Source organism: Streptomyces sp. SID14478 (assembly GCF_010548525.1).
Lineage (GTDB): Bacteria > Actinomycetota > Actinomycetes > Streptomycetales > Streptomycetaceae > Streptomyces.
Genome location: NZ_JAAGMG010001142.1, coordinates 1 through 13,998, shown reverse-complemented (window position 1 = coordinate 13,998; position 13,998 = coordinate 1). Strand labels below are relative to the sequence as shown.

The following is a 13,998-nucleotide window of genomic DNA, read 5'->3' as shown; positions in this document are numbered from 1 at the left end:
AGGACAGGAGTTGGAGGGGGAGGTTCGTGAAGACGTCGTCCGCCCCCAGCGCCGGGCCGACGAGCGCCGAGCCCACCAGCACGTACGGCATGGCGAGCGCGCCGCCGAGGACGAGGTGGACCCACCGGCGGCGCGCGGTCCGCCCGAACAGGGCGCCCGCCAGGTGTCTCACGCCGGTTCCGGTGTGCCGCTCGGCGCCGACCGCCGCCGGGCGGCGCGGTGCCGGGCCACGAAGGCGGCGACCAGCGGACCGGCGATCATCCGTCCACAATAGGCGCAACTCCCCACCCCCGACGGGCCGTTCGCCGGGACGTCGGCCTCGGCCCCCGGAGCCGGGGGCCCGCTGGACGGTGCGCGCGTGCCGGCTCATCCCTCCAGGGTGGCAGCGCCCCGGGACACGTACGTCCTGCGCGCTGAGGACCCGTCTCCGCCGTGCGGGGGAGGGTCAGAGCCTCCGGGTGGCCAGGCTCAGCCGGTCCCGCGCGTCGAACAGGGCGTCCTTCACCATCTGCTCGTGCGCGGGGGTCAGCCGCGCCACCGGGACGGAACAGGAGATGGCGTCCCGGGCGGGCGTCCGGTACGGAATGGCCACGCCGAAGCAGCGCAGCCCCAGCGTGTTCTCCTCGCGGTCCACCGCGAAGCCCTGCTCGCGCACCGAGTGGAGCTCCTCGATGAGCTTCTCGCGGTCGGTGATCGTGTGCTCGGTCAGCGCGGGCAGCGTCTCGGGGAGCATCTTGCGGACCTGCTCGTCGGTGTGGGTGGCGAGCAGCGCCTTGCCCAGCGAGGTCGAGTGCGCGGGAAGGCGGCGCCCGACCCGGGTGAACGGGCGCAGGTAGTGCTGCGACTGCCGCGTGGCCAGGTAGACGACGTTCGTGCCGTCGAGGCGGGCCAGGTGAATGGTCTCCGTCGTGTCGTCGGACAGGCGGTCGAGCGTCGGCCGGGCGGCGGCCACGACCTCGTCGCCGTCGATGTACGAGGTGCCCACCAGCAGGGCCCGTACCCCGATCCCGTACCGCGTGCCGGTCGCGTCCGTCTCCACCCAGCCGAGCTCGACGAGCGTGCGCAGCAGCATGTACAGGCTCGACTTCGGGTACCCGACGGCCTCCTGGACCGCCGCGAGGGAGTGCATGCCGGGGCGCCCGGCGAAGTACTCGAGCAACTCGACCGTGCGCACCGCCGATTTGACCTGTGCGCCACCCGCTGCGCCCCCCGCAACGGCCCCCGTCTCGCCTTCCGACATCGCCCTTGACCCCTTCGTTCGACGAGAAATAGTCTCGACCCAGTTCATCATCAGAGACAGCGTTCAGTATATCGAACGGTCCTCGTGGCTCGCCCGGCGCGTCACGAGAAAAGCTGGAGGAATGCGCGGTGGCAGCAGCACCAGTCTGGAGTGTCGACCCCCGAACCGGGAAGCAGCGAGAGCAGGTTGCGGTCGAGGCCACAGCCCAGGAGGTGGACCAGGCGGTCCGCGCCGCGCACGAGGCCCGGTCCGCGCTCGCCGACCGCACCGTGCGCGCGGCCTTCCTGCGCACCGCGGCCGATCTGCTCGACGCGGCCAAGGACCACTTGGTGGAGGCGGCCGACGCGGAGAGCGCGCTCGGCCCGGTCCGCCTGACCGGCGAACTCGCCCGCACCTGCTTCCAGTTGCGGGCGTTCGCGAAGGTGGTCGACGAGGGCGCGTTCCTCGGGGTGGTCATCGACCACCCCGACGACACGGCGACGCCCCCCATCCCCGACCTGCGCCGCTACAAGATCCCGCTGGGCGTCGTCGCGGTCTACGCGGCCTCGAACTTCCCCTTCGCCTTCTCCGTGCCCGGCGGCGACACCGCGAGCGCGCTGGCCGCGGGCTGCCCGGTCGTGGTCAAGGCGCACCCGGACCACCCGGCCACGTCCGAGCTGGTCGCCTCCGTCATCCGCCGCGCGGCCGCCCGGCACGACATCCCCGAAGGGGTGCTCGGTCTGGTCCACGGCTTCGAGGCGGGCGTCGAGCTCGTCAAGCACCCGCTGGTCGCGGGCGCCGGTTTCACCGGTTCGGTACGCGGCGGACGCGCCCTCTTCGACGCGGCGGCGGCCCGTGCGACGCCGATCCCGTTCCACGGCGAACTGGGTTCCCTGAACCCGGTCGTGATCACCGAGGCGGCGGCCGCCGAGCGCGCCGAGGCGATCGGCGCGGGCCTCGCCGGCTCCATGACGCTCGGCGTCGGCCAGTTCTGCGTCAAGCCCGGCCTGGTCCTCGCGCCGACGGGCGAGGCGGGCGACACCCTGGTCAAGTCGCTCACGGCCGCCGTCAGCGACACCGCGGCCGGCGTCCTGCTCGACCACCGCATGCGGGACAACTTCGTCGCGGGCGTCGCCGAGCGGGCGCAGCTGCCCGACGTCGAGGCGCCGGTGACGCCGGGCGCGGGCGGCGAGCACACCGTCAGCCCCGGATTCCTCACGGTGCCGGCCGCGCGCCTGGCCGTCGAGGGCGGGGAGCACGACCTGCTCCTCGAGGAGTGCTTCGGCCCGGTGACGGTCGTGGCCCGCTACGCGTCGGCGGCCGAGATCACCTCGGTGCTGTCCCGCCTGCCCGGCAACCTCACGGCGACGCTCCAGCTCTCCGCCGCGGAGGAGACGGGCGAGGGCCGGGGCGCGGAGCTGCTCACCGAGCTGACCCCGCTCGCGGGCCGCGTCCTGGTCAACGGCTGGCCGACCGGTGTCGCGGTGGCCCCCGCCCAGCACCACGGCGGCCCGTACCCGGCGACGACGTCCACCTCCACCTCGGTGGGCGGCACGGCGATCGAGCGCTGGCTGCGCCCGGTCACGTACCAGACCACGCCCGAGGCGCTCCTCCCGCCGGAGCTGCGCGACGACAATCCGCTGGCCCTGCCGCGGCGCTTCAACGGGAGCCTGGAAAACTGACCCCCATGGATCTGCGACTCCCCGAACTGCCCTTTCCCCTGCGCACCTACGGCCCCGACGGGCAGTGGGGTTACGAGGACGGGGTGCTCACCGGCTGGGCCGGCCCCCGGCAGGACCGCTTCGTGCCCCCGACGGGCGACGCCCTGGACCCCGCGTCCGACGCACCGCGCCTGCTCGGGGCGCCGGTGGGCGACTTCCAGCTGATCGCCCGGGTGACGGTCGGCTTCGCCGCGGCGTTCGACGCGGGTGTCCTCTACGTGCACGTGGCCGACCGCGAATGGGCCAAGCTCTGCTTCGAGCGGTCGCCGGACGAGCCGACGATCTGCACGGTCGTCACGCGCGGCCACTCCGACGACGCGAACGCGTTCGTGGTGCCGGGTTCCTCGGTCTGGCTCCGGGTCAGCCGTACGGGCTCGGCGTTCGCGTTCCACGCGTCCACGGACGGGGAGAAGTGGACGTTCATCCGCATCTTCTCGCTCGGGGACGAGAAGTCCGCGGGGGCGGCGCTGGTCGGGTTCCTGGCGCAGTCGCCTACCGGCGAGGGTTGCGCGGTCACGTACGACCACGTGGAATTCCGCCCGAACTGGCCCCAGTCCCTCCGCGACGGCTCCTGACCCCCCGCGCGGCCCTCCGCCGAGGTGCCCGCGCCTGCCTCTCTGTCCCGGCATGACCGGCGCCCCGGCGCTGTCGGTTGCCCGCGCTTCCCCGCGGGGTGGCGCGAACGGCGCCCGGCACCAGGGTGCCCCCACCCGTGCCGGCCCGCAGCCCCGCTCATAACGGTGCCCCGGCGCTGGGGTGCCCCCACCCGCGCTTGCCTGCGGCCCTGCTCGCAACGGTCACCCGGCGCTGGGGTGCCGCCTTGCCCACCCTGCCGCCCCAGGCGGCAGACTGCCCAAGGCGGGGGCAGCCGCCCCCACCGGGGGGTGAGCCGATCCGGGAGCCCCACCGGAGGGTGAGACGTCCGGAAGCCCCACCGGAGGGTCAGTCGATCGGGAAGTTCCACCGGGGGGTTGGTCGCTCGTCGACGGGAGGGGCCGTGTCGGGGTGCCCCCGCAGGACACCGCAGGAACCAAGCCCAGGACGCCGCGCCGTAGGCGCCCAGGTGGCGTGGAGACCAATCCGGCCGAGGAGGTACCCCGGCGCGGCCCCGCACCACCCCGGGACGACTGGCGTAACGACGCGGCCCGCCCCATACCCCGGACGACCGGCGTAACGACGCGGCCCGCCCCATACCCCGGACGACCGGCGTAACGACGCGGCTCCGCACCACCCCCGGACCACCGGCGTGACGACCCGGGCCGCCCCGCACCCCGGCCGGACCATCGGCACAGCCCCGTCGGGAATGGGTGGAGGCGGGCTCCGGTTGTACTCGGCGGCATCCCTGCCCGTACGAAACTGGAGCGAGAACCCCCATGCGCGTCGAGATCTGGACCGACATCAACTGCCCGTTCTGCTACATAGGCAAGCACCGGTTCGAACAGGCCCTCGACGCCTTCCCGCACAAGGCCGAGGTCGAGGTCGTGCACCGCTCCTTCGAGCTGGACCCGACCCTCGCCAAGGGCGACACCGGCCTCGTCGTCCCGCACATCGCCGAGAAGTACGGCATCAGCGCGGACCAGGCCGCCGCCAACGAGCGCGGCCTCGGACAGCAGGCCGAGGCGCTCGGCCTGCCCTACCTCACCGAGGGCCGCGACTACGGCAGCAGCTTCGACCTGCACCGGCTGCTGCACCTCGCCAAGGACAAGGGCCTGCAGAATGCCTTCATCGACGCGCTCTACCGCGGCAACTTCGCCGACCGGGGCTCAGTCTTCGCCGATGACGAGCACGTCGTACGGCTCGCGGTCGAGGCCGGACTCGACGAGGCCGAGGTCCGCGGCGTGCTGGCCGACGAGCAGGCCTACGCCGACGACGTGCGCGCGGACGAGCGCGAGGCCGCGGAGCTGGGCGCGACCGGCGTGCCGTTCTTCGTCCTCGACCGCAAGTTCGGCGTCTCCGGCGCCCAGCCCCCCGAGGTCTTCACGCAGGCGCTGACGCAGGCCTGGGACGCCCGCTCCCCGCTGACCGTCATCGACAGCACCACGGGCGGCGGCGGCGACACCTGCGGCCCCGACGGCTGCGCGGTCCCCGGCGCCTGACCCGACCCGCACTCCGACGCGCGCTCGGACCCGCACTCCGACGCGTGCTCGGACCCGCACTCCGACCCGGACTCATAAGCATGGCTTAGCGGTACTGCTCAAATTTGCGCAATGGACGGGTAGTTGGCGGCGGGGCACAGTGGTGCCATGGAGACAACCAGTGGCCCCCTGGATCTCGGTCTGGTCCGCGCCCAGTACACCCCCGCCACCACCTACCTGAACACCGCGAGCTCGGGTCTGCTGCCCCTGCGGGCGGCGGACGCGATGCGCGCCGCGCTCACCGGCATGGCCGAGGGCCGCCCCACCGACTCCCTGTTCACCGACGTCGAAGAGGCCCGCGCCGCTTTCGCCCGGATCGCCGGGGTCCCCGTGACCCGGGTGGCGACCGGCGCGTCCGTCGCCGTGTACACCGCGCTGATCGCCGCGTCGCTGCCGGAGGGAGCGGAAGTCCTCACCGCCGAGGGCGAGTTCAGCTCCACGGTCAACCCGTTCCACCTCCGCGCCGACCTCAAGGTGCGCACCGTCCCGCTGGAGGCGCTGGCCGAGTCGGTGCGCCCCGGCACCGCCCTGGTCGCCGTGAGCGCGGCACAGTCCGCGGACGGCCGGGTGGTGGACCTGACGGAGCTGCGGGCCGTCACCCGCGCCCATGGCGCCCGTCTGTACGTCGACGCCTCGCAGGCCGTGGGCTGGTTCCCGCTGACCGGGCACGCCGCGGCGGCGGACTACGTCGCCTCGGTCGCCTTCAAGTGGCTCACCTGCCCGCGCGGCGCCGTCTTCTTCGTCGGCCCCGAGGACCCGGCGGAGCTGACGCCCGTGTTCGGCGGCTGGGTCGCGGGGGAGCGGCCCTGGGACAGCTGCTACGGCCCGGTCACCGAGCTGGCCCGCTCCGCCCGCCGCTTCGACGAGACGCCGAGCCTCCTGTCGTACACGGGAGCCCGGCAATCCCTCGCCCTGATCGAGGAGTTGGGGCCGCGGGCGATCCAGGCTCACGACCTCGCGCTCGCCGACCGCTTCCGCGCCGGACTCGCCTCCCTCGGCCACGAGCCGATCCCGGCCCCCGGCTCACCGATCGTCTCCGTCCCCGAACTGGGCGCACGGCAGCCGGAGTTGCACGCACAAGGCCTCGAACTCTCCAACCGTGCGGGGAACCTGCGCGCTTCCTTCCACCTCTACAACACGCCCGAGGACGTCGACCGCCTCCTGGACGCCCTGTCCGACTGACCCCTGACGCGCGACCCCACCGGAAGCCGGAAAGAGCGCCACACGGACGACCAGACCGGCCCCGGCGTCATCGAACCGGCCCCGGCGTGACCGAACAGGCCCGGCGCGACAGAGCTGGCCCGGCCCGGCGTCGGCGCCGCCTACTGCGGGCACCCCTCCGGCTCCGTACAGAGGTTGCCCTCGACCAGGCCGAGGAGGCGGACGAACTCGGCCTGGTCCCGGGGCGAGAGTCCCGCCAGGGTCTGCTCCTCCAGCGCGCCCCAGACCTGGGCCACGTCCTCCAGGAGCCCGCAGCTCCGCTCGGTCGCCTCGACGAGCACCGCACGCCGGTCGCGCGGATCGGGGGAGCGGGTCACGTGCCCGGTCTGCTCCAGGCGCTGCAGCATCTTGGTGACCGTCGACGGGTCCAGTTCGAGCGCCTTGATGAGCTCCGACTGACGCACGGGCCCCTGGTCCCACAGGTGCATGAGCAGCAACTCCTGCCCGGGGTAGAGGCCGAGCGCGCGCAGATGGCGGCCCGCCGCGGTGCGGTGCAGTCGCGCGACGCGGGCCAGGGCGAGGCTGACCGGACCGCCGAGCGCGGGGTGGCTGCTACACGCGGGGCGGTCGTCGGACGGCGCTGAGGTCGAGGACATGGGGCACTCCTGGGTCCGGGCTTCTCCGAAAGATTACCTTGGTCGGCCAAGTAATGCGTTACAGTGGGCGCAGCCCGATTGCTTGGCCGACCAATTAACGTGGATCCTTGATCTCGGATCTCGGATCTCGGATCTCGGATCTCGGATCTCGGATCTCGGATCTCGGATTTCGGAGTAGCCATGACCACCGCTTTCGACCCCCTCGACCTGTCCGGCACGCGCCTCGCCAACCGCATCGCCATGGCACCCATGACCCGCAGCAGGGCGGGCGAGGGCGGCACCGCCACCGAGCTGACCGCCGCGTACTACGCGCAGCGGGCCTCCGCGGGCCTGATCATCACCGAGGGCATCCAGCCCTCGGCCGTGGGCCAGGGGTACGCCTGGACGCCGGGGCTGCACAGCGCCGAACAGATAGCCTCCTGGCGCACGGTCACCGACGCGGTGCACGCCGCGGGCGGCACGATCTTCGCCCAGCTGATGCACGCGGGCCGGATCAGCCACCCGTCGCTGCTGCCGGACGGTCAGGCGCCCGTCGCCCCCTCTGCCGTCGCGCCCGAGGGCAAGGCCTTCACGAACGAGGGCTTCCAGGACTTCACCACCCCGCGCGAGCTGACCGCGGAGGAGATCCGGGAGACCGTCGCCGATTTCGCGGCGGCGGCCCGGGGCGCGGTGGAGGCCGGCTTCGACGGCGTCGAACTGCACGGCGCCAACGGGTACTTGATCCACCAGTTCCTCGCGCCGGGCGTCAACCTCCGCACCGACGAGTGGGGCGGCAGCGTGGAGAACCGCATCCGGTTCGCGGTCGAGGCCGTCAAGGCGGTCGCCGAGGCCATCGGCCCGGAGCGCACCGCGCTGCGCATCTCGCCCGGCAACCCGTACAACTCGATCGGGGACGGCGACGCGCTGGACACCTACCCGGCGCTGGTCGACGCCCTCGACCCGCTCGGCATCGCCTACCTCCACGTCCTGGAGGCCGGCGACATCCGCGAGGTGACCACCGACCTGCGCAAGCGGTTCAGCGGCACCTTCGTCCTCAACGCGCTCACCGAGGGCCCCACCGACCACACGTCGCTGCGGCTCATCGAGGACGGCGTCGCCGATCTGGTCTCCTTCGGCGCCCTGTTCCTCGCCAACCCGGACCTGCCCGCCCGGCTGAAGGCCGAGGGCCCGTACAACGCCCCGGACCCGTCGTCCTTCTTCGGTGGCGACGCGAAGGGCTACACGGACTACCCGGCGCTGTAACCACCGACGACGAGTGGGGGCGGGACCGTCACCGGTCCCGCCCCCACTCGTCCGCGTACGAAAGTCACTTCACCGGGGTGAAGTCCCGTGCCCCGATGAACTCGGGGCGCCGTACGGGCGCCGCGAACGGCTCCACGGCCGTGTTCTCCACGCTGTTGAACACGATGAAGACGTTCGAGCGCGGGTACGGCGTGATGTTGTCGCCGGAGCCGTGCATGGCGTTGCAGTCGAACCAGGTCGCCGAGCCCGCCTGCCCGGTGAACAGCCTGATGCCGTGCCGGTCGGCGAACTTGGTCAGCGCCTCGTCGCTCGGCGTGCCCGCGTCCTGCATCTGCAGCGACTTCTTGTAGTTGTCCTTCGGCGTCTCGCCGGCGCAGCCCAGGAAGGTCTTGTGCGACCCGGGCATGATCATGAGGCCGCCGTTGGTGTCGTAGTTCTCCGTCAGCGCGATGGAGACGGACACCGTCCGCATGTTCGCCAGGCCGTCCTCGGCGTGCCAGGTCTCGAAGTCCGAGTGCCAGTAGAAGCCACTCGCCCCGAAGCCGGGCTTGACGTTGATCCGCGACTGGTGGACGTAGACGTCCGAACCGAGGATCTGGCGGGCCCGGTCCACGACGCGCTCGTCGCGCACCAGGTTCGCGAACACCTCACTGATCTTGTGCACCTCGAAGACGGAGCGCACGTCCTGCGACGTCGGCTCCACGATCGAGCGCTCGTCGGCCTTGATCGCGGGATCGGCGATCAGCCGGTTCAACTCGGCCTGGTAGATGCCGATCTCGTCCGGGCCGATCAGTTCCTCGATCGCGAGGAAGCCGTCCCGTTCGAAGCCCGCGAGGTCCGACTCACGAATCGGACCCCGCGTCCCCGGCGGCGACCAGACGACCGGGTCGACGCGCGGAGTGGCCACTTCGGAAGCGCCGCGGGTCGGGTACAGGTCCTGGATGTCGGTTTCCGCAGAGAACGCGGTCATGGGGATCAGGCCTCCTCGGGCTCGGTCAGCAGCGGGTATACGCCGTTCTCGTCGTGGTCCTCCCGCCCGGTCACAGGCGGGTTGAACACGCACACGCAGCGGAAGTCCGTCTTGGGCCGCAGCGTGTGGTGCTCGTGGCCGTTCAGGAGGTACATGGTGCCCGGCTCGATCCAGTGCTTCTCGCCGGTCTCCTCGTTGGTGAGCTCGGCCTCGCCCTCGACGCACAGAACGGCTTCGATGTGGTTCGCGTACCACATCTTCGTCTCCGTACCCGCGTACAGGATCGTCTCGTGCAACGAGAAGCCGACCCTCTCCTTGGCGAGGACGATGCGCTTGCTCTCCCACGTACCGGACGCCGATTTCACGTGCCGGTCGGTGTTCTCGATCTCCTTGAACGAACGGACAATCACGGTGAGTTGCTGCCTCTCTCTTCTGCGTTCCTGAGGGGTGTCAGGCGGTCTCGCGCACGGCCCTGGTGAGCGTGCGCAGCCCCTCTTCCAGCTCCTCGGGCGTGATCGTCAGCGCCGGAAGCAGCTTGACGACCTCGCTCTCGGGGCCGGAGGTCTCGATGAGCAGTCCGAGCTCGAAGGCGCGCTTGGCGACCTTGCCCGCGCGCTCCTTGTCGCGGAACTCGATGCCCCACACCAGGCCGCGGCCGCGGTACTCGACGGTGTCCTCGGGGTACTCGGCGCGCAGCGCGCTGAGCGTCTCCTCGATCTGCTCGCCGCGCTTGAGCGTCTGCTTCTCCATGGCCGGGCCGTCGGTCCAGTACGTCTCCAGGGCCGCGGCGGCGGTCACGAACGCGGGGTTGTTGCCGCGGAACGTGCCGTTGTGCTCGCCCGGCTCCCAGATGTCGAGCTCCGGCTTGAACAGGCACAGGGACATGGGGAGTCCGTACCCGCTGATGGACTTCGAAACGGTCACGATGTCCGGTGTGATGCCCGCCTCCTCGAAGGAGAAGAAGGCGCCGGTGCGGCCGCAGCCCATCTGGATGTCGTCGACGATGAGCAGCATGTCCCAGCGCTCGCAGACGTCGGCGAGCTTGCGCAGCCACTCGGCGCGGGCGACGTTGATGCCGCCCTCGCCCTGGACCGTCTCGACGATCACGGCGGCGGGGGTGTTCAGGCCCGAACCGGAGTCCTCCAGGAGGCGCTCGAACCAGATGAAGTCGGGGGTCTGGCCGTCGAGGTAGTTGTCGAAGGGCATCGGCGTGCCGTGCACGAGCGGGATGCCCGCGCCGGCCCGCTTGAACGCGTTGCCGGTGACGGCCAGCGAGCCGAGCGACATGCCGTGGAAGGCGTTCGTGAACGATACGATCGACTCGCGGCCCTTGACCTTGCGGGCCAGCTTGAGGGCCGACTCCACGGCGTTGGTGCCCGTCGGGCCCGGGAACATGACCTTGTAGGGCAGGTCGCGCGGGCGCAGGATGACGTTCTGGAAGGTCTCCAGGAAGGCGCGCTTCGCGGACGTCGACATGTCGAGGCCGTGCGTGACGCCGTCGCGCTCGATGTAGTCGATCAGGGCGCGTTTCAACACGGGGTTGTTGTGGCCGTAGTTGAGCGATCCGGCGCCCGCGAAGAAGTCCAGGTACTCGTGGCCGTCCTCGTCGTACATGCGGCTGCCCTGGGCCCGGTCGAAGACGGTGGGCCAGCCGCGGCAGTAGCTGCGCACCTCCGACTCAAGGGTCTCGAAGACGCTCAGGTCCGGCTGGGTGATGGTCACAGCAAATGCTCCTCTTGGAAGGGGAGTTGAGGGGGGTGGTGAGGGTGGACGGGTACGGCTAGAGCGCCGACTGGAGCGGCCCGATGCGGTACAGCTCCTCGGGCAGGTGCCCGTCGTCGGGGAAGAGTCCGGCGTCGAAGAGCACCGTGCGCTCCACTCCCGCCCCGTGCCTGCGGGCGTAGGAGAAGAACAGGGCCTGGGACGCCTCGTTGTCAGGGGTGATGGTCGTCTCGACCGTGGTGACCTGCCGCCCGGCCGCGACCTTCGTGGTCAGGCCGTCGAGCAGTCCGCCCGCGAGACCGTGCCCGCGGTGGGCCTCGTCCACCGCGATCTGCCACACCACGAGGGTGCCGGGACGGTCGGGGCGGATGTAGCCGGTGACGAACCCGGCGACCTCGCCTGTCTCGTCACGGGCCACCACGGAGGTGGCGGCGAAGTCGCGGCACCAGAGCAGATAGCTGTACGAGGAGTTGAGGTCGAGGACCTTGGAGTCACGTGCGATACGCCAGATCGCGGCCCCGTCGGCCACGCCGGGATGATCGAGCTGGAATTGCGCTTGTGCGGCGGTCATGCGAATTGAATTTACCGAGCAATTTCTGGGATTGCATCTGGGGGAGGGGTTACGCAGTCGGGGGTACCTGTGTTATCGCGCGCGGGCGAGCCTGCGCGTGAACACCCGGCGCAATAAGGCGATTTGAGATGAATATAAGGGGCATAACGACTTTGGTGTGGAGTGCGTCACAGCCCCGTAACCGGCTCGACCTGCGTCCGAATTACGTCGGTCCGTGTTGTTGAAACCTTAGTGTTTACGCCTCGGAAAAGCGGGCAGAAGCAGTGTGGGAAACTGCTTCGGATAATCAACCTGAAAAATGGCTGAGGAATGCAGGGAAAAGAAAAGCGCCGCCCGGAAAGGGCGGCGCCGACGTGTGCGGGCGGACCGGGTCACACCCAGGCCGCCGCGACCGCCTTTCGTGCACCCTCCAGGTCCACCGCGAACCCGGCCTCCGCGAGCGCCCCGCCGAGGGCGGCCAGCGAGGACTGCACCACGCCGCGGGTGGCCTGGGGACCGTAGTGGTTGACCCGGATCATCTCCGCGGCCAGCGCACCGCCACCGGCGACCAGCGGCAGCACGGGATCCACGGCGAGGGCCTTCGCGACCAGCTCGCGGGCGTCGGTGCCGGCGGGCGCGCGCAACGTCGTGGCCACCGGAGCGGCGTCCTTCGCCTCGTGGACGTACGGCTCAAGACCCCCGCCCAGGGCGAGGGTTCCGGCGCGGGTCGCGGCCGCGGCGCTCGCGTGCCGGGCCATCAGGGCGTCCAGCCCCTCGCTCTCGATGCGCTCCACGCACGCCTCCAGGGCGAGCATCTCCAGCTGGGCCGGAGCGTGCAGCAGCGCCGTGCGGCCGCCGTCGATCCAGCGCTGCTTCCAGTCCAGCAGCGACAGGTAGGAGTGGCGCGGCGCCTGCGGGTTGGCGGCCATCCGCTGCCAGGCGCGCTCGCTCACCGACACGGCCGAGACGCCGGCCGGACCGCCCATCGCCTTCTGCGCACCGATCACGCACAGGTCCACGCCCCACGCGTCGGGCAGCACCGGCTCGGCCGCGATCGAGGCGACGGCGTCCAGATAGAACAGGGCGCCGTGCTCGCGCACCACCGCGCCGATCTCGGCGACGGGGTTCGTGTTGCCGGTGGCCGCCTCCGCGTGCACCAGGGACACGAAGTCGATGTCGGGGTGCTCGGCGAACGCCGCGCGCACCTGCTCCGCGGTGACCGCCGTGTGGAACGGCACCGCCAGGTCGTACACCGTGGCGCCGCAGTCGCGCAGCCAGTCCCCGAAGGTCTGGCCGTACGGCCCGGTGATCACGTTCAGCGCGACGGTGCCGGGACCCGCGGTGCCACGGATCGCGCCTTCCAGCGGAAGCAGTGCCTCGCCCTGCATGATCACCACGTCCTGGGACGCGGAGGTGTTCATGAGACGGGCCACGCGGTCCTCGACGGCGGCGAAGTGCTCGGCGCTCAGGGGGGCCAGATCGAGAAACGGATGCGTCACGGTGGTGCTCTCTTCGCTCACGGGTTCGCAGGGATGCCGCTGACGAGCGTACCCACCGCCCTCATAGGCTGCGTACATGAGTGAGCTGAGCCGGCCGGGGCCACTGCACGTGAAGGGCCGGGTCCTCGCGGGACCCGACGACGTACGCGACGAACTGTGGGTGATCGACGGCAGGATCACCTACGACCGCCCGCTCACGGCGGGCCCGGACCTGACGGTCGTCGAGGGCTGGGCGCTGCCCGGACTCGTCGACGCGCACTGCCACGTCGGCCTCGACAGCCACGGCCCGGTCCCCGCCGAGGCCGCGGAGAAGCAGGCCCTGACCGAACGCGACGTCGGCGCGCTGCTGCTGCGCGACGCGGGCTCGCCCTCCGACACCCGCTGGATCGACGACCGCGAGGACCTGCCGAAGATCGTCCGCGCGGGCCGGCACATCGCCCGCACCCGCCGCTACATCCGCAACTACGCGCACGAGATCGAGCCCGATGACCTCGTCGCGTACGTCGCGCAGGAAGCCCGGCGCGGCGACGGCTGGGTCAAGCTCGTCGGCGACTGGATCGACCGCGGCACCGGGGACCTGAGCGCCTGCTGGCCGCGCGAGGCGGTCGAGGCGGCGATCGCCGAGGCCCACCGGCTCGGCGCCCGCGTCACGGCGCACTGCTTCGCCGAGGAGTCGCTGACGGACCTGGTCGAGGCGGGCATCGACTGCATCGAGCACGCGACGGGGCTGACGCAGGAGACCATCCCGCTCTTCGCCGAGCGCGGCGTCGCCATCGTCCCGACCCTCGTCAACATCGCCACGTTCCCGGATCTCGCGGCGGGCGGCGAGCAGAAGTTCCCGCGCTGGTCGGCGCACATGCGCCGGCTCCACGAGCGCCGCTACGAGACCGTGCGCGACGCCTACGACGCCGGGATCCCGGTGTACGTGGGCACCGACGCGGGCGGCGGCCTCGCGCACGGCCTGGTCGCGGGCGAGGTCGCGGAGCTGGTGAAGGCCGGCATCCCGGCGGTCGAGGCCCTTTCGGCCACCGCCTGGGGCGCCCGGAAGTGGCTCGGCCGCCCCGCCCTGGAGGAGGGCGCCCCGGCCGACCTCGTCGTGTACGGGACCGACCCGCGGGCGGAC

Annotated in this window: 13 protein-coding genes; 6 read left to right on the top strand and 7 right to left on the bottom strand. The window is 71.6% G+C overall.

All coding sequences use genetic code 11. The annotated features are described in order from the left end of the window. Positions 1 to 445 precede the first annotated feature (445 nt). The gene (locus G3I40_RS36635; protein WP_164559146.1) at positions 446 to 1,240 is read right to left on the bottom strand and encodes an IclR family transcriptional regulator; all 795 of its coding nucleotides are present in this window, start codon (positions 1,238 to 1,240) and stop codon (positions 446 to 448) included. Between the two features lie 128 nt (positions 1,241 to 1,368). Between G3I40_RS36635 and G3I40_RS36630 the strand changes: the two genes are divergently transcribed. The 4 genes from G3I40_RS36630 to G3I40_RS36615 all read left to right on the top strand — a co-directional run bounded on the left by G3I40_RS36630 (position 1,369) and on the right by G3I40_RS36615 (position 6,257). Further along, complete coding sequence (locus tag G3I40_RS36630) at positions 1,369 to 2,901, top strand: aldehyde dehydrogenase (NADP(+)) (RefSeq protein WP_164559145.1); 1,533 nt, start codon at positions 1,369 to 1,371, stop codon at positions 2,899 to 2,901. Positions 2,902 to 2,906: 5 nt separating this feature from the next. Continuing rightward, positions 2,907 to 3,515 (top strand): DUF1349 domain-containing protein, encoded by a 609-nt coding sequence (locus G3I40_RS36625; RefSeq protein ID WP_164559144.1) that lies wholly within the window; start codon positions 2,907 to 2,909, stop codon positions 3,513 to 3,515. Between the two features lie 798 nt (positions 3,516 to 4,313). Beyond that, entirely contained in the window at positions 4,314 to 5,036 is a 723-nt protein-coding gene (locus G3I40_RS36620; RefSeq protein ID WP_164559143.1) for a DsbA family oxidoreductase, read from the top strand. A 147-nt stretch (positions 5,037 to 5,183) separates the two neighbouring features. Then, the gene (locus G3I40_RS36615) at positions 5,184 to 6,257 is read left to right on the top strand and encodes an aminotransferase class V-fold PLP-dependent enzyme (RefSeq protein ID WP_164559142.1); all 1,074 of its coding nucleotides are present in this window, start codon (positions 5,184 to 5,186) and stop codon (positions 6,255 to 6,257) included. Between the two features lie 140 nt (positions 6,258 to 6,397). Here G3I40_RS36615 and G3I40_RS36610 read toward each other — a convergent pair whose 3' ends face one another. After that, positions 6,398 to 6,892: a MarR family transcriptional regulator gene (locus G3I40_RS36610; RefSeq protein WP_164559141.1), complete on the bottom strand. Its 495-nt coding sequence runs from the start codon at positions 6,890 to 6,892 to the stop codon at positions 6,398 to 6,400. 180 nt (positions 6,893 to 7,072) lie between these two features. Here G3I40_RS36610 and G3I40_RS36605 point away from each other — a divergent pair, with 180 nt between their 5' ends. Further along, positions 7,073 to 8,134, top strand: coding sequence for an alkene reductase (locus G3I40_RS36605; RefSeq protein ID WP_164559140.1), 1,062 nt, complete (start codon positions 7,073 to 7,075; stop codon positions 8,132 to 8,134). A gap of 64 nt (positions 8,135 to 8,198) precedes the next feature. On the opposite strand, the gene thpD is transcribed toward G3I40_RS36605, so the two are convergent. From thpD to G3I40_RS36580, 5 genes are all read right to left on the bottom strand, one after another. Continuing rightward, positions 8,199 to 9,104, bottom strand: a complete 906-nt coding sequence (thpD, locus tag G3I40_RS36600; RefSeq protein WP_164559139.1) for an ectoine hydroxylase — start codon at positions 9,102 to 9,104, stop codon at positions 8,199 to 8,201. A 5-nt stretch (positions 9,105 to 9,109) separates the two neighbouring features. Next, positions 9,110 to 9,514 carry an ectoine synthase gene (locus G3I40_RS36595; protein WP_164559138.1) on the bottom strand — a complete coding sequence of 135 codons (405 nt, stop codon included), beginning with the start codon at positions 9,512 to 9,514 and terminating at the stop codon, positions 9,110 to 9,112. A gap of 40 nt (positions 9,515 to 9,554) precedes the next feature. After that, complete coding sequence (gene ectB / locus G3I40_RS36590; protein ID WP_164559137.1) at positions 9,555 to 10,826, bottom strand: diaminobutyrate--2-oxoglutarate transaminase; 1,272 nt, start codon at positions 10,824 to 10,826, stop codon at positions 9,555 to 9,557. A gap of 58 nt (positions 10,827 to 10,884) precedes the next feature. Next, positions 10,885 to 11,397, bottom strand: a complete 513-nt coding sequence (gene ectA / locus G3I40_RS36585) for a diaminobutyrate acetyltransferase (protein WP_164559136.1) — start codon at positions 11,395 to 11,397, stop codon at positions 10,885 to 10,887. Between the two features lie 371 nt (positions 11,398 to 11,768). Continuing rightward, complete coding sequence (locus tag G3I40_RS36580; protein WP_164559135.1) at positions 11,769 to 12,875, bottom strand: aminotransferase class V-fold PLP-dependent enzyme; 1,107 nt, start codon at positions 12,873 to 12,875, stop codon at positions 11,769 to 11,771. A 76-nt stretch (positions 12,876 to 12,951) separates the two neighbouring features. Here G3I40_RS36580 and G3I40_RS36575 point away from each other — a divergent pair. Continuing rightward, on the top strand, positions 12,952 to 13,998 hold a 1,047-nt coding region (locus G3I40_RS36575), incomplete at its 3' end, for an amidohydrolase family protein (RefSeq protein ID WP_164559134.1).

Bases quoted from the DNA above. Each gene is read 5' to 3' on its own strand.
- thpD (WP_164559139.1), bottom strand. From the start codon at position 9,104: ATGACCGCGTTCTCTGCGGAAACCGACATCCAGGACCTGTACCCGACC.
- G3I40_RS36625 (WP_164559144.1), top strand. From the start codon at position 2,907: ATGGATCTGCGACTCCCCGAACTGCCCTTTCCCCTGCGCACCTACGGC.
- G3I40_RS36615 (WP_164559142.1), top strand. From the start codon at position 5,184: ATGGAGACAACCAGTGGCCCCCTGGATCTCGGTCTGGTCCGCGCCCAG.
- G3I40_RS36610 (WP_164559141.1), bottom strand. From the start codon at position 6,892: ATGTCCTCGACCTCAGCGCCGTCCGACGACCGCCCCGCGTGTAGCAGC.
- G3I40_RS36635 (WP_164559146.1), bottom strand. From the start codon at position 1,240: ATGTCGGAAGGCGAGACGGGGGCCGTTGCGGGGGGCGCAGCGGGTGGC.
- ectA (WP_164559136.1), bottom strand. From the start codon at position 11,397: ATGACCGCCGCACAAGCGCAATTCCAGCTCGATCATCCCGGCGTGGCC.
- G3I40_RS36620 (WP_164559143.1), top strand. From the start codon at position 4,314: ATGCGCGTCGAGATCTGGACCGACATCAACTGCCCGTTCTGCTACATA.
- G3I40_RS36605 (WP_164559140.1), top strand. From the start codon at position 7,073: ATGACCACCGCTTTCGACCCCCTCGACCTGTCCGGCACGCGCCTCGCC.